Source organism: Legionella maceachernii (assembly GCF_900167045.1).
Lineage (GTDB): Bacteria > Pseudomonadota > Gammaproteobacteria > Legionellales > Legionellaceae > Tatlockia > Tatlockia maceachernii.
Genome location: NZ_FUXJ01000029.1, coordinates 1 through 19,921 on the forward strand (window position 1 = coordinate 1; position 19,921 = coordinate 19,921).

A 19,921-nucleotide genomic window follows, 5' to 3' on the forward strand; every position below is an offset into this window, starting at 1 on the left:
TCCTTCGCGTTGCTCAGGATGACGGTGGTGTTGTCGTCCCGAACGTAGTGAGGGATCTCCTTGGTGGGTTATTGCCAAGAGTTGGGAGGTCCTTCGCGTTGCTCAGGATGACGGTGGTGTTGTCGTCCTGAGCGTAGTGAGGGATCTCCTTGGTGGAGTTATTGCCAAGAGCTGGGGGGTCCTTCGCTTTGCTCAGGATGACAGTGGTGTTGTCGTCCTGAGCGAAGCGGAGGATCTCCTTGATGGGGGGTTGTTATTTATTCGGCCTAAAAGCCATCAAAGTAAAAAGTGTATTGGTTTTATAGCAATCCAAATAGCGAAAACCCGCAGGTTCTACTGATTTTTGCCATTCTTTGATAGTTCGTTGCCTCCCACCCAACAAAGCCATCATGACAATATCCATGGTTTTATTTGGGTGGGGAAGATCATCTTCGGGGAGAACTTGTTCAGCGATAAACAAAATCGCTTCTTTAGGGATCTGCTTGCAGCAGTTGTTTAAAATCTGAAGCATCAAGTCATCATTGAAATCATGAAGTACCCCTTTAAAAATATAGGCTTCCGCTTTAGGTACATGAGCAAGGAAATCGCCTGAGACGAGCTGCACTTGAGAGGGAAAATCGGTAGTGTCAAGTTGCTCAATCACCGCAGGGGTATCAAATAAGCTGATTTGCAAATGGGGATAGTTTTTTGCTAATGCTTTAACCAATCCTCCCCGGCCACCGCCGAGATCAATCATGGTTGAAAACGCGGAAAAATCGTACGCTTGAGCAATCGCGTCATCATCAAAAGTGGAGAGTTTAGCCATGCCTTTATCAAAATTGCCTTGCTTTTCGGGATGCTTACTGAGGTAGCTAAAAAAATCATCGCCATGCTGCAAGGTGAAAGACGAAACGCCTGTTTTTAAGCTTAAATCAAGGCAAGAAAAAGCTTGCCACCAACTCTCATCAACCATGCACAGCACAGCGCGAATTGAATTGGGTGCATCATCACGAAGGGGAACTGATAATTCAGTTAACGAATACGTGTCATTTTCATGTTTAAAGATAGCGTAAGCGCTGAGAAAACGGAGCAAGCGATTTAATAATTCTGGGTTTGTATCGGTCATTTGCGCTAAGTCATTGACTTTCATCGGCTTGAATGACATATGGTTAGCAAGGCCAAGCTTTGCTACAGTATGAATAGCTCGAGAAACAACATACCAACGTGACATGATCGCTAACTGGATGTGCGGTGGTTCTTGATTCGCTTGCATGTTGAATCCTTGAATGAATAGTTTATAGTTCATGCTAACTTGAAAATTAAAATAATGAAACAGATGAAATTTTTCCTATTAGACTTTACTGAACCCAAAAAAATGGTTGCCAGTTTTATTTTTGTATTCGCTCTTTTTGCCTTTTTATGGGAAATAATTTCAGCTTTTCGTACCACTGAGCCCGTACAAATAGCGATTCAACCTACAAAAATGACACCTCAGAAAAATGAGCTCAATGCCAGTTCTGCTCTTTTTGTTACGGCATTATTCGGTGATTACGTGCCTGCCAATTTATCCGAGGCAGAAATTAAACAATCGATGTTGGATGTACAAGTTGTTGGCATTATGTATTCAGGTAACGAAAATGAATCGCAAGTGATCATCCGCAGCAATAACGGGGAAGAAAAGTATTATGTGGTCGGTGATACATTACCCGGAGGTGCTGTAATTAAGCATATTTCTGCGCAAAATGTTGTTGTTTTGCATAATGGTTCGCTTGAGAGTTTAAGTTTACCTAAAAATGAATTACTCTTCGATAGTCCGGCGAAGCCGTTGATTGGGGAATAAAAACACATGTACTTTATGTTGCGATTGGCCTTGCTGATTTTTCTAACGTTGCCTGAAGTTGCCTGTGTCATTAGAGATGCCAATTTAAGAGAAGGTATAGCCTGTTTTCACGTGCAGAACTATCGCGATGCGTTCATTCATTTAAAGCCTGAAGCAGACCGAGGACAGCCAGACGCGCAATACGCGGTAGGCTACATGTATTATTATGGCCAAGGTGTCACTGAAAACCGCGAACAAGCCTGGCTTTGGATTAAGCGCGCGGCTGCAGCTGGTCAACCTGATGCCATCGAAGCGATTAAAATTCTAAAACAACCTCCCAAACCTAATGCCTCTAAAGATCCTTTAGACAAACTAATCTATGAAAATGTGCCTGGTGAATACTAGGCTTAATATTTTGTGCATAGCCAAATTGGCATGAACAAGATGGTTTGTAGAGAATTAACTAGCTGTTTTAAAAGATAATTTTATCCGTAAAAAAAGAGTGCTTGCAATATTAGGCTGATTAATGGATAATTTGGTCTTTATTTGTACTTTTTAGGTGCTTTATGTTGTTTGAATTTATAAGGAATGACGTAGGAAATATCGAGTTTATTTTTACTTTTGTAACGACTTCACACTTGAATAAAATTATTCAAGATTTTAGCGATAAGGTCTACAATGATGTCGGAAGAGGTGTCATCCGATTGACTTCTATTTCTCAAATGAAACAATTAGTTACACAAGTTCAATCCATTGAGACTTCTCAAAATTGTACGATAGAAGAATTATTCAATGAGCGCTTCCTTGGAACCGAGATAGAAAACAAGATAACAAGTGAGCAACAATCATATTTAACTACTCAATGCCCCCGATTAGTCTTTGATTATAGTTTTACGTGGCGAGTATCTTTTGATGACACTCAACAGGCTAGTGTTGCTTTGGATATTCTTACTGGCCTTATGGCAGGTAAGGATGAATTGTCTGAAGAAGCTGTGCGCCAATTGAATGAATACAGACAACCTTGGCCTCACTATGGCGACCCATCTTGGCCTAATTCGCTTGAGAACGCTGTCTTTAGCTGGCTTAAAGGCGAGTTTGATGAGCTCCCTGGCTATGATGAAGAAACTATTGCTACTGCAGCAGGAGAGGACCTGACTGCTTCTGAATTCTTCGAAATAGTCCTTAGTGTATTTAATCATGGATTTGCGACAACAAAACCTGGTCTTTCGCAGAAAGAGCTTGAAAAAATGAATCTCTATAGTAATATCCGGCTTAGTCGCAATCCTTCGGAAATGGAATGCCAAATCCTTGCCAATTTAGCAAAGCTTAACGATGGGCAGTCTATTTATGCGATTGGCAAAGCATTAGTAAAGGAAAATATTGAGCTTGCCGTTCTATTTTTACAGAATGTTAGACCCGATGATCCAAATTATCGCGATGCCATGAGCGAATGTTTCCATTTTCTAAGAGCCGAAGGGCGATTTAAAGACGCGGCTTATTTCGCAAAACAAAGCCGAGAAGACTTTGGTGTCTTCGATGAAAAAGGTAATGAAATAAATCCTGAAACTTACTTAGGCAAGTTGGAAGAAGCAGTAATCGCTGAGGAGCAGCAATTACTAGAAGAGGCAGGTGTGGCTGAAGATCAACCAGGCATTCCCAGAGTGAAGCCAACTCCCTATAAGTACAGTGAATTAACTGCTATCCATGGTTTAAATAAACAAAGCCCTAGCATGAGTAGCCCAGCAGAAGAAGAGAATCTCGACCCTGATTATTTGTTTAAGCTGTTTAACCTCAAATAGGTTCGTTTGACTCTCCAGCGAGAATAACTTTTTGATTATTGCCAAAGGAATGGCTTCTTTAAGAACTCGAAGCACTAATAATCAACGAGATCATGTAACAGACATAAACCAGTACTAAAATGCCTCCATGCCAACGAGAAAGTTTTTTCTTATTGTAATAATTAATCCATAAAAGGATCAAAGTAGTGATGAACATGGCGGGGATATCACGCCACAATACCGCATGGCTAATCGGTGCAGGATGGATAAGGCTGGGGAAAATCATGACAGCCAGCAAGTTAAACATGTTTGAACCCAAGATGTTGCCAATAGCAATATCATCAGCACCTTTCGCTGCAGCAACAATCGAAGTAATTAACTCAGGTAAGCAGGTGCCTATGGCCACAATGGTTAATCCCATGAATAAATCGCTCACGCCCAGCCAATGGCCCAGGGTAATGCAGCTATTGACTAAATAACGTGAACTAATCGGTAAGACGATAATGCCTAAAATGAGGCTGGCAAGATGGAGTTTGAACGATCGTTTACGCAAGTTGGCGTTTTTAAATTCGACGGTGAGTTGCCTTTGGGAACGATGTTGTCGCGTCATAAAAATAAAATAAAGAATTAATGCAACACAAGCTAATAGAAATAGGGAGCCATCCAAAACATTGAGATAGCCATTTAGCATGATGGAATAAGTGAACAACATGACTAAAAAAAGCAAAGGAAATTCGCGGTGAAAAAGAGTTGGCTGAATTTTCAGTGGCTTTAGCAGGGCTGTTAAACCCAAAACTAAGCCGATATTAGCAATGTTAGTCCCTATCGCGTTACCAATAGCAATGTCGTTGAACCCCTCTAGGGAAGCACTGATCGCCACCATGATTTCGGGAGTAGAAGTTCCCAAAGCGACTAAAGTCAAGCCCACTAAAAGAGGTGGAAGATTGTAATGTAAGGCAACTCCTGATGCACCTGAAACCAGATGATTTGCAGACCATAACAAGGCAATAAGACTTAATATGAGAGTGACTATAATCATAATGCCCATATCTTTAATGATGAATAGAGTAGGATAATACTGGATTTAGCTTTTAATACAACAAAAAACTAAGGCGAATCATTAAAACACCTTAAGGCTTATTTTATGTTCAAATTATTTACAATTTGCGTTTGATGTAGTACCATTTAGGCGGTTTTGTCTTCGGAGTTTTTGGGTATGGCTAATTGTAAATACGGGTTATTGCCGTCTGTGGAAGAGGACAACAATAGCTCATTATCGACTCCTCAATAAGTTTAGCTTGTGCCTTTAAAAATAACTGCCTCGCTAAACTTCTATTAAGTGATTTACTTATGTTTAGCAAACAATATGATCTTTTCAGAAAGCCTTCCTTTAGGCATTTTACTTTAAGCTGTGCCCTGGCCATGTTTGGTAATGGGCTTACGTACGTCATCATGGTCTGGGCGTTGATGCGCTTTGATTCGTCTGTGGTATCCACCGCTATCCTCATGGCTTGTTTTTGGCTTCCCAATGTGGTGTTTGGTCCTTTTCTTGGAGTAGTGGCTGATCGCTGCAATCGCAAATTTTTATTGCTTTTTACTAATGGTTTGCGGGCAGCCTGCTTATTTGGTTTTGCGATTATTGCTTATCATAATCAGATTAGTCCTTTTGCCATCTATTGTTTAGCCAGTTTACTTGGAACCTTATTAGCCGCTTACATTCCTGTGGCCATGACTTTTGTGCGTGAAATTGTGGATACAGAAGAGGATTTACTCTATGCAAACGCCATGATTGATACAGCTTATGAAATAGGGGCGGTATTAGGAATGGGAGGTGCAGGATTGATTCTTGCGGGTACTTCCTTTGCGACTTGTTTTATCATTAATGCATTGACCTATTTGCTGGCAACCGTTTTTATTTGGCGTATTGCTTATCGAAACAGCAAGCAAAGAAAAGAAGCTCGTGAGCCTTTTTTCCAGCAGTTTATGCAAGGAGGGCGTTATATTATCCAACGTGTGCCTGTATTGCTGATTTATTTGATTCAAGGGTTATTTTTTATTTGTTATATGACGGCTCCCGTCTTACTTGCGCCTTTTGCGAAATCAGTGCTTCATAGCTCGGTGGCTCAATTTGGATGGTTGGAAGCCATGTTATCGGCAGGAATTGTCGTCGGTGGATTTTTAAGTCCTTGGCTAGCCAGTCAATTTTCTCTGCTAAGGGTCATTTTTGCGCAAGTAATCATGGGGATAATCGCATTTTATTTGTTTAGCCATACCCAAGAGGTATTGTGGGCCATTTTTTATCATTTCTTTATTGGTTTTGCGTTTTCTTCTTGGGCATTGCTGACCACACTGGCACAGGAAATCACAGATCTTGATTATCAAGGTAGGGTCCAATCCTTGTTTAATTCGGTATCAGGATCCGTCATTATTGTGTTTTATTATGTTTTGGCTCAATGGAAAAATGCGCCGGTCACCCAATTATATTTGGGTGAAATCTGCCTATTGTTCGTGGCCGGCGCATTGCTGATTGTAATGGGAGTCAGAAATCGTCGGGAAGAAGATGAGTTGGAAGCTGCAATGTGAGAGTGGTTTGGATGCAACTTTGCCTGATTCAAAACAATGACCCTTCTGATAAAAAATAATTAAGAATTCTACTTACTGGCTTTGCTAGGCCTAATTTGCAGACATCAGCGGGTTTAAACCATTTCCCTGCGGCTTCCTTCACCTCTACTTCTTGCCGCTTGCCAGCGGAATTGAGGGATCCCTCAACATCATTGGCACCTGAGGCCAAGCCGCTGAACGTAGAAGGAGAAGGGGCTATTAAGTTACCCACCGTTTGCAAAGCGAGTGCTTTAATTTCCAAGTGAAAATGGCTGAAAGTATGCCTCATGTTGAGCAATTCTTTGACACTCACACTTGTCATTGCATAAGAACTTTCAATGTATTCTCTAGGGCAGCAATCCAAATCGATGGCGGGCATACACCAAAGGCCGCCCCAAATGCCTGTCGGTGGCCTTTTTTCGAGATAAATTTCTTTCTTATCATTGTACAGCAATAAGAATTGTTGACACTTAACAGGCAGTGCTTTTTTTATTTTTTTGTGAGGATAGAGTGAAGCCTTATCCTGAATGTTAGCTAAGCAGGTCTTATGTAAGGGGCAATCAGTACAGTTAGGGTTTCTCGATGTACAGCAAATTGCTCCTAAGTCCATTATCGCTTGCGTATAATCTGCACACCGCTGAGTGGGCATGCACTGTGAGGCGAGTTGCCATAATTTTTGTTTAACGGTGCTTTGCTCAGGCCAGCCATCGACTAAGAAATAACGGCAGAGAACGCGCTTGACATTACCATCTAAGATGGGTGTAGCTTGCGCAAAAGCTTGTGAAGTAATTGCTGCAGCAGTGGAGGGGCCAATTCCTGGTAAGGTTTGCAGGGTAAGCCAATCAGCAGGGAATTCCCCTTTGTATTGTTCACAAATGATTTTTGCAGTTTTATGAATATTTCTGGCGCGACTGTAATAGCCTAGCCCAGACCAAAGGGCTAAAATCTGATCTTCATCTGCATGAGCAAGTTGCCAAATATCAGGAAAATGATCAATGAACCGAGTAAAATAAGGAATGACCGTTTTAACTTGCGTCTGCTGTAACATGATTTCAGAAATCCAAACTCGATAAGCAGTCCGCGGGTGTTGCCAGGGCAAATCTCTACGACCATGGCGATCAAACCAATGGAGCAAAGGGATAGTAAATTGTTCTTGTATCATAAAGCAGGTGGCTTCACTGTCGTTAAAATTGTCTTTACCGTTTTCTCAAGTGTTTTGACTGGCATGGTCAACGTATTTTGAATCCAGCCTTTGCTGATCAGAGGATTAATTTTTTGTAGATCAGGTAAAACAGTGGGGTCGGTAAAAGTGCCTTTCACAAGAATAGGGAAGCCTCCACCAAGCAATTGTTGAATTTTATCGATTTGACGATCTTGCAAAACCACTTTTGCAAACAACCGTCCTTCAAGCTCATTATTTTTTAAATTCAAAATTCCTTCACCTTTTAATTGCAATTTGTCTGTTTGAAGAACTAACGAATTGCTCTCCAGTTTTTCATTTTGCAAGAGGTATTGGAAAGAGAGTAATTTAAAATTTGTGCTCCCTCTAAAAAATTCAGGATTATTAAATTGTCCCAATTCGAGAAGTTGTTCCGTATTCACTTTTTGAGTTAAGAGAAGCGCGTTAATTTTACTGCTGGTTCCCTCAATCACTTTATCTAAATTAATTGCTTCTAACGTACCCTCTTTAATGGTTAAACTGCCTTTCCCAGTGAGGCTGTCTTGCCAATTTGGGTTTTGCAAATTTATTTGAGCATGAATGGAGAAATCGAGGCTGCCTTTAAATAGCAGTTTATTAAATAAGTCATGAACTAATTTAGCACTATCTAAATTTGTCCCTGTCTGATTTAGAATGAGTTTCTTACTTGCAAACTCGTAATGAAGATCACCAACAGATTCCCCATGGTATAAGTCAAACGTTAAAGGATTTAAAAGCAGTACACCCGGTTTTGTTTTAGTATGCGCGCTAATTTTAGCTATTCTAAAATGGTTTAATTTTGTGTTTTGTAATGATAATTGCCCATCCAAAGGCATGTTTTGCAGTGCGATTAATGGATTACTAAATAAAACGGGTGAAAGACTTGTTCTTCCTCTAAAATTAATGTGTGTTTTTAATACCTTTTCTTGGTCTGCATTCACTTCAAGAGTGGTCTTAAATTGCAGAGGAAAAGCCATACGCTGCAAATTGAATTGTTCAGCACCTATTTGTAAGCCAGAGAGGATAATTTGCTTTTGATTATCTTGAATAACAATTTGTCCATGACTCAATAAAAATCGTTCAATTGCAAATTGATCAGCAAGACTGGTTTTTTCTTCATTTATTTCTTTTAATTTTACTGTTTTTACCAGGGAAGAAGTTGCTTCAGGGTTCACAACTATCTTAAAACCATCAACAACAAGTTCGTTAAATACCAATTTTCCACGTAAAAGAGGCGTGATTTTTAGATTAAATAGCAGGTTTTCGAGTTTTGCTGAATAATTCTCTAGAGCCTGTTCATGACCGATTTGTATTTGCGTAATTTTAACGGCAGGCCTTGGAAAGAGTTGCCAAGAAATCTCGCCGTCAATTCTACTTTCCTGCTGCGTTAAAAAGCTCAGTTGCGAGCTAACGTAATTTTTAACCATTTCAGGTTTGATGGTTTTTGCAAGAGTCCAAAGCGCGAGCGTGGTAATGACCAAAGTAACGAGGATGCCAGCTAGGAGTCTCTTAAGGATTTTCATGATTTGAATAACAGCAGATAAATTGAACAAGAATATAGATAACCAGCATTATGTCAAGTGAGTTGCTCCTGTTTTGTACGAGCTTAATTCTATCTATAAGAAAGAATGTTAGTTTTTTTTGTCAAGAAATTTATCTAAATAAAAAATAAAAAAGTCTCTTGCCATTACTTTTTCGGGGAGTTAACCTGATAGCCTTCCCTTGAAAAAGAGGGGGGAAAAAGACGTTGATTTTACTTTTAGTTGTACTCAGGATGAGTCAATAAAATCAAGGAGCGCGCGTCATGCAATCGAGTCAATGGGAAATTATTATTCTCAAACCTACCCGTGTTTTTTTGTCTTTTCTCGCATCGCAATTGCCCGACGTTGAGTTACCCGAATTACGCTTATTGCAAGTGGATAACACTGCATATGTCATTCATCGCCATGACAATGATGAAGACACACTCAACGAAATAGAAAACCATTTTCCTACTATGTTCAGGCATGAAATTCGCCGTTGGTTAGGTGAAAAAGCGAATAACACTATCGAGGGAACCTTTCTCGATTTTCTATGTTGTTTTAAATTTGAACTACATTCTCACATCGTCTTGATGGAGTCTTCATTAAGCCAAGGACGGCAATTATTACGAGTGAAGCCCCGCTCTGTTCTCCTTAAATGGTTAAAATCGGCGGTAGAAGAGAACGCAGAGTTTGCGGAGGTATTGGATCGCATCAGTTTATCTCACCTTGCTGAAAATGCCACGGTAGTTGTGAAGAATTTCAGCAATTTAATGGACATAGAACCGTTTTTAAGCCATTACTATCCATTGATCTTTGAAGCAGAAATGTCCCGTATGTGTGATAGGGCAGAAGAGTGGCCTTTGGTGGATTCATATCAAGTGTTCAAACGTTATTTTTCTATAGAGACCCATACTCAATTAATCCATTTGCACTGAGGATTGGCATCGCTAATCCAGGTGCTTTTGGGAATCAGTTATTTTTTTAACTCTTTTTGAAACAAAAACGAAATTTGTCAAAGTTGATTGATTAAAATATAATCACACTTCTGCAGTTATTTTACTCGATTTTGAGTGAGCTTAATAGGTCATTAAACCAAGTGATGGGCCGTTCCTGCGAAGGTGGGGGGATACTTCAATTGGTTATCTCTGACAGTGAGCATCAATTCATGATACGCGTGATATGGAGTTTAAAATGAAATCTAAAGGGTTAATATCACTTCTCCTCTGTTGTGCCAGTTTGGTTGCACCCGCTTACAGCACGGTACTTGATGAATTGTTACCCGATGAGCGAAATACGGTTGAGATCTTTCAAAAATTTTCTCCCAAAGTGGTGTACGTTCATCGTTTGACTACCGTTCTAAATAATTCTTTTGAGCGAATGCAAGTGCCTGCTGGAGCAGGTTCTGGAATCATTTGGGATGATCAGGGTCATATTGTCACTAATTACCATGTGATTGAAGGCGCTGACAATTTAGCAGTGGGTATTGGAAGTATAACAGTGCCCGCCAAAGTCATTGGTTCTGAACCTCGAAAGGATATCGCTGTTTTAAAAATCAAATCACCAAAGGCATTGGAAATGCTAAAATCCTTTGCCCCTTTTGAATTAGCACATACCAACGAGTTGTTAGTAGGGCAAAAAACCATTGCAATTGGTAACCCGTTTGGGCTTGACCATAGCTTATCAGTCGGTGTTATTTCAGCGCTTGGCCGTCAGGTTCCCGGTGTTGGTGGTGTTACTATTCGGGACATGATTCAAACAGACACGTCCATCAATCCGGGAAATTCAGGAGGCCCATTGTTGGATAGTAAAGGACGTCTAATTGGATTAAACACAGCAATCTATTCCAGCTCAGGTAATTCTGCCGGTGTAGGATTTGCAGTGCCAGCAGACGACATTGCACGGATAGTACCGCAAATCATTAAAAACGGTAGGGTGGTCTTATCAGGTATTGGTATTCAATGGGTTGGACCAGCCATTTCTAAGCGATTGGGAATTACGCACGGAATCTTAATTGCTGATGTCTTACCTAACACACCCGCTGCTAAAATCGGGTTACATGGGACTTATCGAGACAGCTGGGGACGCATTCATTTAGGAGATATCATCGTTGCTTTGAATGGTCACCCCATCAAAAATTATGACGCACTTTACAATTTATTAACCAATATTAAAGTAGGTGAAGAAATTACGATTACCGTATTAAGGGATGATAAGAAAATAAATTATAAAATGAAGACCATTGATATTGCTGCTTATTGAGGCGCTAATCTCTAACAGTGATATTGTCGTCCTGAGCGAAGCGAAGGATCTCCTTGGTGGGGTTATTGCCAAGAGTTGGGAGATCCTTCGCGTTGCTCAAGATGACAATACCATTAGCAACCATACTCTTGTTGATAAGCAAGCAAGTGGCCAACTTCTCGACTTTGATTATTCTTTCTTAAATAATCAATTAAATCGAAAAGGGTAATAATGGATACAACGCGAATGCCTTGAGCCTCAATCTCTTTGAGTGTCGATTGATTGCTTTGCCCACGTTCACAGCGATCAAGCGCAATGATCACTCCTTCAAGTTGACCACCGTTTTGTTTAATTAAGGATTGGGATTCACGAAAAGCTGTCCCCGCAGTAATGACGTCATCAATAATAATGGTTTTGCCAGATAAGGGAGAACCGATGAGGTTTCCGCCTTCACCATGGTCTTTGGCTTCCTTACGGTTAAACGTTACTGTGACATTAATACCAAGCTCTGCGAGTGCAATGGCTGTTGCTGTCGCTAAGGGCAAACCTTTATAAGCTGGACCAAATAAATGATCAAACTCCATTTGATGCTCGATGAGTGTTTTCGCATAAAAATAACCCAGCTGGTGTAGCGCCTTACCTTGATAAAAAAGACCTGCATTGAAGAAATAGGGGCTTATACGTCCCGATTTCAAAGTAAATTCACCAAACTTCAATACCTGACAATCTAAGGCAAGGCGAATAAATGCTTCTTTAGAAGTGTCCATCAAAGCTCCCTCAATACTTAAATTTGACGATTGCTTTACGATTTTAAAAAAAATCGTTAACAATCAACAAAAAACTGTTTATGCTAATCACATGCTTGGTAAATTCCAGCATACGAAGTGTCCATTGTAGCGCAAAAAAGATGTATTTGCGGTATTTGTTTATTAGATGCACCTAATTTGTACTGGAATGGATGCTGGAAATGTTTTGATCTACCATTGAGGTAGAAGATAAAGAGTTGAAAGGGGATAGTGTATGTCGCAAAGAGAAACGGGCCACGTTAAGTGGTTCAATGAAAAAAAAGGATTTGGATTTATCGTTAATCAACAAGGTGACGATATATTTGTTCATTATAAGGATATTCAGGGTGTCGGTTTTAAGACATTACACGAAAATGATCCGGTCACCTTTATTCTTGATAAAGGTCCAAAGGGATATAAAGCACAGGATGTAGTTGTAATTACCGAACAAGAGCAATAATAAGGGTAAATGCAAGTCAGGCAGCCTGCCTGACTTTGTCGTAACAAGTCGGATTGCTCACGTTGGGAAGAGGTTACGAATAGGGCTGTTTGATAGGCGCTGATCTCTTCACTTTGTCTTCTATTTTTTCTTGACCTGATAACAGTAGAGTCGTTATTATCCCTCTCGTTTTTTATTTTGAGAATCATGTCCGATTCTTTGATTTTCGCTTTGCTCGAAGAGACGACAATTGGCGCTCGCAATCATGGGCTGTTTATTAGATACCCAGTCACTAGCGATATAAATAGCTGATTTTCGTTTTACATCGAATTCCAATCATTTTAGAGGAAGTTAGGATGGAGTCTAGTCAGCGGGTTGCAGTAATCACCGGCGCTGCAAGTGGTATTGGTTTGGCTTTATCTGAGATTTGCTTGCAGCAGGGCATGCATGTGGTTATGGCAGATAATGACGTGACTACCCTTTGCGATAAAGTTGAGAAATTAAGCGCTCAGTCTAAAACAGAGGTTTTGGGTGTTGTTTGTGATGTGGCTAAACCTGAAAGTTTTAAACACTTAGCAAAACAAACCTATGACCATTTTAATCGTGTGGATTGGTTATTTAATAATGCCGGTATAAGTGGTCAGCTTGCTCCCCTATGGGAGTTAACCAATGAACATATTCGCAAAGTGATGGATATTAATTTATATGGTGCAATCCATGGGGTACACGCTTTTCTTCCCTTAATGTTTAAGCAAAGCCATCGCTCGCATATCATCAATGTAGCCAGTGTATATGGCTTATGCAGTGGGTCACAAATGACCGCTTATGCAATGTCTAAGCAGGCACTTGTTGCTCTTTCTGAATCGCTTTATTTTGATCTTAAACGTTTGGATAAACCGGTTGACGTTTCAGTGGCTTGTCCTTCTTTTGCAAACACCTCATTACTTACCCATTCTGCGCCTTTACATACGGACAAATTGCATCACAGGGTTGCGGATCTAATTGCACGCAGCAGACCTGCTGTTGATGTTGCTGAGCATATTGTGCGAGAAGTAAAGAATAAGACATTTTACATTTTACCTGATCGAGAGGTAAAAGATTATTGCGAACAACGTACAAAGGCTATTGTCGAGCAAACCGATCCACACCAACATAGCTTGGAAAAAATCATTGCTTCATTAAGCAAGCGGGTTGCCCAAGAAGGGCGCTAATTATGCTTAATTTCACTATTGTCTGAGTTGGACTCGCGATACGCACTCAAGGATATCGCACTGCTGTCCCTTTGAGGTTTACTAACCACAGCAAAAAATCGCTCAGAGGTTACTGGTGATCGTGGGGATGAATTATCTAAAGAAGGCAGTTGAGTATCAGGTTGAGCGGAGGTTATTCTTGGTTCAATCTTCTTAGCTGATTTTTTCTTTTTATCTTTTAAGTGTTCTTCTTGTTCTTTTTTCTCCTTGTCTTTTTCCTCTTTAGCTTTAGAGCTCTTAAGAAAGCCAGGTAAAAAATTGAATAATCGACTTGATACCGGTTCTGAAACCTCCAATCTAGACGCTAAAGGCTCATGGAGGGGTAGGGTTGATTCAAGCGATAGAGTTTTAAGTTCGGCGGGTACTGGAGCAGGGAAAACTTTGGGTATTAAACCAAAGACATAGTCCAGGGCAAAATTCATTACTGTCGAAAGGACAAAATTTCCTCTTTCGGCTTGCGCATAAGACCTCACCAAATTCGCTTTGAAGTCCGTAGGAAAAGTGTTTTGGTATCTTTCTGATTCAATGCACACGGCTGCCATGGTTTGTACTGTTTGGCGAAAATTGAAATCGATTTCCCCTATTCCTGAAATAGGGGGATACGAAATGAATTGCGTTTCTAGGGATTCTTTTTTTGAGTACGCAGAGGTTGCTACGTTTTCTTCTTTGAAGTCATCAGGTTGTTTACTCAAATTTCCGTCAGCTTTATTTTCAATCTTCAGGTTATCGAGTTTTGCTAGCAGAAATGGGTCGCTATCCCTTTTTTTATTTTTTTTCAGAGTATCCTTTTCGTCAAGCTCCTTAGGAATGTCGGGATAGGGTATAAGGTGTAATTCCTTAAGGTTTTTAGGTAACAGTCGTCGATTTTCAGGAATAGAAAAAAAAGCGTTCAGCCTATCTAAAATTTTCTTTTGATCATCATAAAAATAAAATTCAATTTCATCCTCTGGATGTTCTGATGCGAGTTTATGAATTTGTGCAAGCAGGAGGGATAGTTTGCTTTCATCATGTAACCAATCCGGTGTTTGCCTTTGTTTAATCAGAGAGGGATCATACGCATAGCTCTCTTCATTGTCATTTAGCATATCATTCTTTAAAAAAGAAAGGGCGAGTTTGAAGGATTCACCAGACTTAAGATTATTATAGAGATCAGTGAGGGTAAAAGGATCAAATTTAGCACCAATATAATCACTCACCTTACGAATTTGGGGATAGCATGAACCATTTTTGTTGCTTAGAGCATTCATGGAGTCATCGTAGATTGATTGACGATTGGAGCCAATAAAGGCATAAGTTTCCGCATACTTATGATTTTGAGCTCGAATAAAATTGAGAAAATCCAAATTTTGGAGAATGATATCTCCCTTTATTCTTGAGAGAGAGCCATCAAAGTCAAATGAAATACCACGAATGAGAGCCATGTGATTACTCATTTAGTAATAAGATTGATTAGTGTACGTGAATTTTGCGTAAATCTAAAGCAGCTAGTTAGTGATAAATAATCGGAGAAGTATTTGACTTCAATCCACTTTCTGATACCTTTTTGCAGATAACAAAATTTGGGGGAGCCCTTTTTAATGGGAAACCTAGCAACTTACTTATTAAACAAAAAAACGTTTCTACCTCTGTTTTTAACTCAGTTTTTTAGTGCCTTGAACGATAATGCATTTAAATTATCAATGTTAACCTTGATAAGTTACCATTTGAGTACTTCGCAAAATCAATCAGAGTATTATCAAGCTTTGGCGGGTGCTTTATTTACTCTGCCATTTTTTTTATTTTCGGCTACAGCAGGACAGCTTGCAGATAAGTACGATAAGGCATTGATGACTAAATTAATCAAAGCTTTCGAAGTCTTACTGATGTGTCTGGGTAGTTTTGCTTTATATACGGGAAACATTTATACGTTGCTGTTTTGTTTAGCCGGAATGGGAATCCATTCTACTTTTTTTGGACCGATAAAATATGCCATTCTTCCTGACCATTTACCCCGTGAACAATTGTTAAGAGCAACTGGATTAATTGAAGCAAGTACATTTTTAGCAATACTTTTAGGAACCTCTTTAGGGGCTTTGGCCATTGGTACCACAGTAAAGCATGTGGGGTATGCCATTTTAATCGTTAATTTAATTGCTATTTTAGGACTTACGGCAAGTTGCTATATTCCAGCAGCACCCTCGATGACTAAAGGCTTAAAAATCGATTGGCGAATTGGGCGAGCTACGCTGAAAATGGTGAGAGACACATTAAAAAATCACCGATTGCTCCCTGCCATTTTGGCTATTTCCTGGTTTTGGTTAATCGGTGCGGTAATGTTAACGAAGCTTCCTGATTATACTCATTATGTTTTATGGGCAGATACTTCAGTGTTTGCCGTGTTTCTGTCTTTATTCTCAATAGGAATCGCTTTAGGCGCTTTATCCATTGGCTATTTTTTGGCAGGCAAAATCACATTGCGTTATGTTCCTATAGCGATGTTAATGCTGTCTCTATTCGTCATTGATTTGTATTTAGCTTCCCCCAAGATAACGGAGGAAATGCCGTTGCAAACCTTCGCGCAATTTTTTATCAAACCTGCTTGTTTACGCATCACAGTGGATTTTTTCTTGTTTTCGTTTTGTGCAGGACTTTTTGTTGTACCGTTATACACTTATTTGCAAGTCAGTAGCGATGAAGGAACACGTGCACGCACAATTGCAGCCAATAATATTATTAATGCTTTATTTATGGTTTTCGGATCAATCATGGTTATGATTCTACTTCGTTTAAATATAGGAATCGCGCTGGTTTTTTTGATCTTGGCTATCTTAAATGCAGTTGCAGCGTTTGCATTGTGGCTTCTATTAACAACACAAGCCAGAATGCAAGCACGATCAATTTAATCATTCAACCAATCTTTCACAGGAAGGAAATCTTTATATAAGCTTTCTTCTGCACTACCTTTTTCGGGATGCCAGTCATATTCCCAATGCACTTCAGGAGGTAGTGACATCAGAATGGATTCGGTACGTCCGCCGGACTGTAAGCCAAAAAGAGTTCCCCGATCGTAAACTAAGTTAAATTCAACATAGCGACCCCGTCTGTAAAGCTGAAACGCTTTTTCATGGGGGCCATAACGTAATGCTTTACGTTTCTGAACAATTGGTTCATAGGCTTTACTGAAGTGATCCCCAACACTTTTCATTAATTCAAAGCTATTGGCAAATCCTCCTTCATTAAAATCATCAAAGAATAAGCCACCAATCCCACGGGCTTCTTCGCGATGTTTTAAGTAAAAATAGTTATCTGCCCAAGCTTTAAAGCGAGGGTAAAGATCTTCCCCGAAAGGTTCGCAGGCTTTGAGCGCCATTTGATGCCAATGTTTACAATCTTCGCGAAAACCATAATAGGGCGTTAAGTCAAATCCACCACCAAACCACCAGATAGGTGGATTCTCTTCTTTTTCAGCGACAAAAAATCGGACATTAGCATGCGTCGTAGGAACATAAGGATTTTCAGGGTGAATGACAATGGATACGCCTAAAGCGCTAAAATGACATCCTGCTAACTCGGTACGATGCGCAGTCGCAGAAGGCGGCAACTTCTCTCCTGAGACATGCGAAAAATTGACACCTGCTTTAGCAAAAACTTTCCCATCATTCAAAATTCGCGTCAAACCGCCGCCACCAAGTGGCCTTGTCCAGCGATCTTCTATAAATTGACCTTGGCCGTCAATTGCCGAGAGCGTTTTGCAAAGGTTATCTTGAAGGGTAAGAAGATAAGTTTTAACTTGCTCAATGGCATTTTCGGGTAAATCAGTTTCACTTTCACTATGTTTCATTTTATTCCCCTTTATAGGGTGCTCTTGCCGAGAAGGGCTTCGTTACGTGGAATGACATCCTGATAAAACGACCAAGGCCGACTTGATAAAATCAGGACGTATTGACCATTATAATGCAAATTTTTATAAATTGGCATGCGATTTGCTTTATTGCTACAGTCGTTTAACAGGGAGTGTGCTTAACGACAAAGTAATTAATACTAAGCGCGCTTCGGTAAGGAGTGGATTATGACGGTGGATTCAGTAGGCAGAATTAATCCCCATGCAGTGTTAGGGCAAATGGGAACAAATCAAAGTAAGAATTTAGGTCAGTTGGCACAATTCAGCTCGAACGATGGGATCACCAAAATGCAAGAATCCATTCAACAACTCGCTTCTTCGCTCCAGTCGCATCGGGCCTTACAAGCCTCTTCGCTGGTGGGTCGTAAAGTTTTAGTGAATAGTGATAGTGTGAATCTTGAGCAAGGAGAGGTGAAAGCTGTCATTGAACTCCCGGTAGCGGTGGATAATTTAGTGGCTTGCATTTACTCAGACGCAGGCGAATTGATTAGAAAAATTCCCTTAGGACAACATGGGGCTGGGTTTTTCTCTTTTAATTGGGATGGTTTAAATCCAAAAGGGGAACGCATGCCAATGGCGAAATACACTATTAAAGTGAATGGCATTTATTCTGGGAAGGAAGTGGCTTTAAAAACAATGACGGTAGCCAATGTGGACAGCGTCAGCTTAGGGCAAAAGGGTGAGGGGGTTAAATTAAACGTTGCAGGGGTTGGCACAGTATCACTGAATGATGTCAAAGAAATTACAAATTAATCTTGTTCAGGTATAGACCGCTTCCTTTGATGCAGGAAGCCAAAGCATTGTCCAACCGCGTAGAATGTATTTCTGTTTGGGAAAACATCGAATTTACACCAGGGAAGGCTTAAGCTAAAATCCTCATTAATCCAAGGACAGGGTGCGTTAAACGCAACCATTATTATTTGATGAATGAAATAAGATGACAATTGAAGGAATAGCCGTAGATGATTTTCAGCGTTTGCAAGAGCTTAGAGTAAAGACCCAAAAAGAACCCGAAAAAGCACTGCCTGAAGTCGCTAAGCAATTCGAAGCTATTTTTCTACAATCGATGCTTAAAAGTATGCGGATGGGCCAACATTTTCTTGAGGAATCAAGTCCCTGCAGATGGAAAAGCGAGGAAACATTCCAAGAAGTGCTTGATGCACAATACGCAACAAATATTACCCTAGGTCAGGAAATTGGTTTAGCAACCATGCTTGCAAAGCAGCTGACTAAAGCGAATCCTCAAGCGACAATGCCTTCAACCGGGATGACTGCTTCAAATTCGCCTCATGCGTCTAATGCACTTAATGCGCCTGAAATCAAAGTCGAGCAGTCACTATTATCAACGCGAATTGCACCAAATCAGCCCGTCTCGGCGAGTGAATCTGCTCTAAATCCAACCATTGACGATTTTGTTTGTTTGGCGTGGCCTTATGCTCGACAAGCAGCCAGTGCATTAGGGCTTGATCCCAAAATTCTGCTTGCCCAAGCCGCTTTGGAAACAGGGTGGGGACAATACATTGCTAAAGATGCAGATGGCAGTAGTTCGAATAATCTTTTCAACATTAAAGCAGCTCAGAGCAGCGCCGATGCTGTGCATGTCAATACGACTGAGTACATGGCGGATAGACCCATTAAAGTGAATGCTGCTTTTAAGAAATACACTTCAATTGAAAACAGCTTTAATGATTACGTGTCTTTAATCAAAAACAATAACCGTTATGGAGAGGTTTTAGCGAATACGAGAAGTGCTGAGCGCTATATGGATGAACTGTATCGCGCAGGTTATGCAACTGATCCACGGTATGCTTCAAAAATATTAGCTATTTATTATGGTGATGAGTTGCAACATGCGTTGAAAAGAAATGGGTTTTCTGAGTTAGCTTGAAAGGTAATCCCCCCAAAAAATAAGTGATGTCAAAAGTAGAATTTTCTCGTACCTTATGACGAAGGAGATTCTTCATGAAAAGATCAAAATTTACAGACAGTCAGATCCATTCAATTCTAAAACAAGCTGAAAATGGCACTCCCGTTTCAGAGCTATGCCGAGAACATGTCATTAGTGCAGCTACTTTTTATAAATGGCGCGCAAAATATGGTGGTATGGATACCTCGATGATGTCTCGTCTCAAAGAACTGGAAGCTGAAAATAGCCGTCTCAAAAAGATGTACGCTGAAGAGCGCTTAAAAGCGGAAATTCTTAAAGAGGCTATTGAAAAAAAGTGGTAACACCGTCACGCCGCAGAGAATTGGCGAAAAAGGCGGTGACCCAACGGAATATTTCTATTCGCTTGTCCTGTACATTGTTTGGCATCAGTGAAACCTGTTATCGATATCAAGCCAAATTAAATGATGAGAATGCCCTGATAGCAAATTGGTTGTTGCGAGTAGCTCAGAACCAGCGTAATTGGGGTTTTGGCCTCTGTTTTTT

Annotated in this window: 18 protein-coding genes and 1 pseudogene; 12 read left to right on the top strand and 7 right to left on the bottom strand. The window is 40.3% G+C overall.

The genetic code is table 11. From position 1 onward, the window contains the following. Window positions 1-253 precede the first annotated feature (253 nt). A complete protein-coding gene (locus B5D33_RS15895; protein ID WP_058450933.1) occupies window positions 254-1,252 on the bottom strand; it encodes a methyltransferase in 999 nt (332 codons plus the stop codon). Window positions 1,253-1,315: 63 nt separating this feature from the next. Here B5D33_RS15895 and B5D33_RS15900 point away from each other — a divergent pair, with 63 nt between their 5' ends. From B5D33_RS15900 to B5D33_RS15910, 3 genes are all read left to right on the top strand, one after another. Continuing rightward, the gene (locus tag B5D33_RS15900) at window positions 1,316-1,819 is read left to right on the top strand and encodes a type II secretion system protein N (protein ID WP_058450934.1); all 504 of its coding nucleotides are present in this window, start codon (window positions 1,316-1,318) and stop codon (window positions 1,817-1,819) included. A 6-nt stretch (window positions 1,820-1,825) separates the two neighbouring features. Next, complete coding sequence (locus B5D33_RS16975; protein WP_115304888.1) at window positions 1,826-2,203, top strand: tetratricopeptide repeat protein; 378 nt, start codon at window positions 1,826-1,828, stop codon at window positions 2,201-2,203. 161 nt (window positions 2,204-2,364) lie between these two features. Further along, complete coding sequence (locus B5D33_RS15910; RefSeq protein WP_058450935.1) at window positions 2,365-3,597, top strand: hypothetical protein; 1,233 nt, start codon at window positions 2,365-2,367, stop codon at window positions 3,595-3,597. Window positions 3,598-3,655: 58 nt separating this feature from the next. Here the strand turns inward: B5D33_RS15910 and B5D33_RS15915 are convergent, their stop codons facing one another. Further along, window positions 3,656-4,615, bottom strand: coding sequence for a calcium/sodium antiporter (locus B5D33_RS15915; protein ID WP_058450936.1), 960 nt, complete (start codon window positions 4,613-4,615; stop codon window positions 3,656-3,658). Window positions 4,616-4,926: 311 nt separating this feature from the next. Between B5D33_RS15915 and B5D33_RS15920 the strand changes: the two genes are divergently transcribed. Then, the gene (locus B5D33_RS15920) at window positions 4,927-6,159 is read left to right on the top strand and encodes an MFS transporter (protein WP_058450937.1); all 1,233 of its coding nucleotides are present in this window, start codon (window positions 4,927-4,929) and stop codon (window positions 6,157-6,159) included. A gap of 28 nt (window positions 6,160-6,187) precedes the next feature. Here the strand turns inward: B5D33_RS15920 and mutY are convergent, their stop codons facing one another. Both mutY and B5D33_RS15930 read right to left on the bottom strand, forming a co-directional pair. After that, the gene (gene mutY / locus B5D33_RS15925; RefSeq protein WP_058450938.1) at window positions 6,188-7,339 is read right to left on the bottom strand and encodes an A/G-specific adenine glycosylase; all 1,152 of its coding nucleotides are present in this window, start codon (window positions 7,337-7,339) and stop codon (window positions 6,188-6,190) included. Beyond that, window positions 7,336-8,898, bottom strand: coding sequence for an AsmA family protein (locus B5D33_RS15930; protein ID WP_065239964.1), 1,563 nt, complete (start codon window positions 8,896-8,898; stop codon window positions 7,336-7,338). Before B5D33_RS15930 ends, mutY begins: the two co-directional genes overlap by 4 nt. Before the next feature lie 281 nt (window positions 8,899-9,179). Between B5D33_RS15930 and B5D33_RS15935 the strand changes: the two genes are divergently transcribed. Next, window positions 9,180-9,833 (top strand): hypothetical protein, encoded by a 654-nt coding sequence (locus B5D33_RS15935; RefSeq protein WP_058450940.1) that lies wholly within the window; start codon window positions 9,180-9,182, stop codon window positions 9,831-9,833. A 244-nt stretch (window positions 9,834-10,077) separates the two neighbouring features. Beyond that, window positions 10,078-11,157, top strand: coding sequence for a S1C family serine protease (locus B5D33_RS15940; RefSeq protein ID WP_058450941.1), 1,080 nt, complete (start codon window positions 10,078-10,080; stop codon window positions 11,155-11,157). A 113-nt stretch (window positions 11,158-11,270) separates the two neighbouring features. Here the strand turns inward: B5D33_RS15940 and pyrE are convergent, their stop codons facing one another. Beyond that, window positions 11,271-11,903: an orotate phosphoribosyltransferase gene (gene pyrE, locus B5D33_RS15945; protein WP_058450942.1), complete on the bottom strand. Its 633-nt coding sequence runs from the start codon at window positions 11,901-11,903 to the stop codon at window positions 11,271-11,273. Window positions 11,904-12,156: 253 nt separating this feature from the next. Here pyrE and B5D33_RS15950 point away from each other — a divergent pair, with 253 nt between their 5' ends. Then, window positions 12,157-12,381, top strand: a complete 225-nt coding sequence (locus tag B5D33_RS15950; RefSeq protein ID WP_058450943.1) for a cold-shock protein — start codon at window positions 12,157-12,159, stop codon at window positions 12,379-12,381. A gap of 335 nt (window positions 12,382-12,716) precedes the next feature. Beyond that, entirely contained in the window at window positions 12,717-13,571 is an 855-nt protein-coding gene (locus B5D33_RS15955) for an SDR family NAD(P)-dependent oxidoreductase (protein ID WP_058450944.1), read from the top strand. On the opposite strand, the gene B5D33_RS15960 is transcribed toward B5D33_RS15955, so the two are convergent. Beyond that, window positions 13,568-15,031, bottom strand: a complete 1,464-nt coding sequence (locus B5D33_RS15960) for a hypothetical protein (RefSeq protein WP_058450945.1) — start codon at window positions 15,029-15,031, stop codon at window positions 13,568-13,570. The two genes, B5D33_RS15955 and B5D33_RS15960, sit on opposite strands and share 4 nt — an antisense overlap. A 156-nt stretch (window positions 15,032-15,187) precedes the next feature. Between B5D33_RS15960 and B5D33_RS15965 the strand changes: the two genes are divergently transcribed. Further along, the gene (locus B5D33_RS15965) at window positions 15,188-16,492 is read left to right on the top strand and encodes an MFS transporter (protein WP_058450946.1); all 1,305 of its coding nucleotides are present in this window, start codon (window positions 15,188-15,190) and stop codon (window positions 16,490-16,492) included. Here the strand turns inward: B5D33_RS15965 and hemF are convergent. Further along, window positions 16,489-17,430 (bottom strand): oxygen-dependent coproporphyrinogen oxidase, encoded by a 942-nt coding sequence (gene hemF / locus B5D33_RS15970; RefSeq protein WP_058450947.1) that lies wholly within the window; start codon window positions 17,428-17,430, stop codon window positions 16,489-16,491. The two genes, B5D33_RS15965 and hemF, sit on opposite strands and share 4 nt — an antisense overlap. Before the next feature lie 279 nt (window positions 17,431-17,709). On the opposite strand from hemF, the gene B5D33_RS15975 reads away from it, so the two are divergent. From B5D33_RS15975 to B5D33_RS15985, 3 genes and pseudogenes are all read left to right on the top strand, one after another. Next, window positions 17,710-18,243 carry a flagellar hook assembly protein FlgD gene (locus B5D33_RS15975; protein ID WP_411550311.1) on the top strand — a complete coding sequence of 178 codons (534 nt, stop codon included), beginning with the start codon at window positions 17,710-17,712 and terminating at the stop codon, window positions 18,241-18,243. A gap of 184 nt (window positions 18,244-18,427) precedes the next feature. Further along, on the top strand, window positions 18,428-19,378 hold the full coding sequence (gene flgJ, locus B5D33_RS15980) for a flagellar assembly peptidoglycan hydrolase FlgJ (RefSeq protein ID WP_058450949.1): 951 nt from the start codon (window positions 18,428-18,430) through the stop codon (window positions 19,376-19,378). A 74-nt stretch (window positions 19,379-19,452) separates the two neighbouring features. Further along, window positions 19,453-19,921 (top strand): annotated as a pseudogene (locus tag B5D33_RS15985) (transposase); the annotation flags it as partial.

What these genes read in the sequence shown, in the direction of transcription:
- B5D33_RS15895 (WP_058450933.1), bottom strand. Translation starts at nt 1,252, where the DNA reads ATGCAAGCGAATCAAGAACCACCGCACATCCAGTTAGCGATCATGTCA.
- B5D33_RS15900 (WP_058450934.1), top strand. Translation starts at nt 1,316, where the DNA reads ATGAAATTTTTCCTATTAGACTTTACTGAACCCAAAAAAATGGTTGCC.
- B5D33_RS16975 (WP_115304888.1), top strand. Translation starts at nt 1,826, where the DNA reads ATGTACTTTATGTTGCGATTGGCCTTGCTGATTTTTCTAACGTTGCCT.
- B5D33_RS15910 (WP_058450935.1), top strand. Translation starts at nt 2,365, where the DNA reads ATGTTGTTTGAATTTATAAGGAATGACGTAGGAAATATCGAGTTTATT.
- B5D33_RS15915 (WP_058450936.1), bottom strand. Translation starts at nt 4,615, where the DNA reads ATGATTATAGTCACTCTCATATTAAGTCTTATTGCCTTGTTATGGTCT.
- B5D33_RS15920 (WP_058450937.1), top strand. Translation starts at nt 4,927, where the DNA reads ATGTTTAGCAAACAATATGATCTTTTCAGAAAGCCTTCCTTTAGGCAT.
- mutY (WP_058450938.1), bottom strand. Translation starts at nt 7,339, where the DNA reads ATGATACAAGAACAATTTACTATCCCTTTGCTCCATTGGTTTGATCGC.
- B5D33_RS15930 (WP_065239964.1), bottom strand. Translation starts at nt 8,898, where the DNA reads ATGAAAATCCTTAAGAGACTCCTAGCTGGCATCCTCGTTACTTTGGTC.
- B5D33_RS15935 (WP_058450940.1), top strand. Translation starts at nt 9,180, where the DNA reads ATGCAATCGAGTCAATGGGAAATTATTATTCTCAAACCTACCCGTGTT.
- B5D33_RS15940 (WP_058450941.1), top strand. Translation starts at nt 10,078, where the DNA reads ATGGAGTTTAAAATGAAATCTAAAGGGTTAATATCACTTCTCCTCTGT.
- pyrE (WP_058450942.1), bottom strand. Translation starts at nt 11,903, where the DNA reads ATGGACACTTCTAAAGAAGCATTTATTCGCCTTGCCTTAGATTGTCAG.
- B5D33_RS15950 (WP_058450943.1), top strand. Translation starts at nt 12,157, where the DNA reads ATGTCGCAAAGAGAAACGGGCCACGTTAAGTGGTTCAATGAAAAAAAA.
- B5D33_RS15955 (WP_058450944.1), top strand. Translation starts at nt 12,717, where the DNA reads ATGGAGTCTAGTCAGCGGGTTGCAGTAATCACCGGCGCTGCAAGTGGT.
- B5D33_RS15960 (WP_058450945.1), bottom strand. Translation starts at nt 15,031, where the DNA reads ATGGCTCTCATTCGTGGTATTTCATTTGACTTTGATGGCTCTCTCTCA.
- B5D33_RS15965 (WP_058450946.1), top strand. Translation starts at nt 15,188, where the DNA reads ATGGGAAACCTAGCAACTTACTTATTAAACAAAAAAACGTTTCTACCT.
- hemF (WP_058450947.1), bottom strand. Translation starts at nt 17,430, where the DNA reads ATGAAACATAGTGAAAGTGAAACTGATTTACCCGAAAATGCCATTGAG.
- B5D33_RS15975 (WP_411550311.1), top strand. Translation starts at nt 17,710, where the DNA reads ATGGGAACAAATCAAAGTAAGAATTTAGGTCAGTTGGCACAATTCAGC.
- flgJ (WP_058450949.1), top strand. Translation starts at nt 18,428, where the DNA reads ATGACAATTGAAGGAATAGCCGTAGATGATTTTCAGCGTTTGCAAGAG.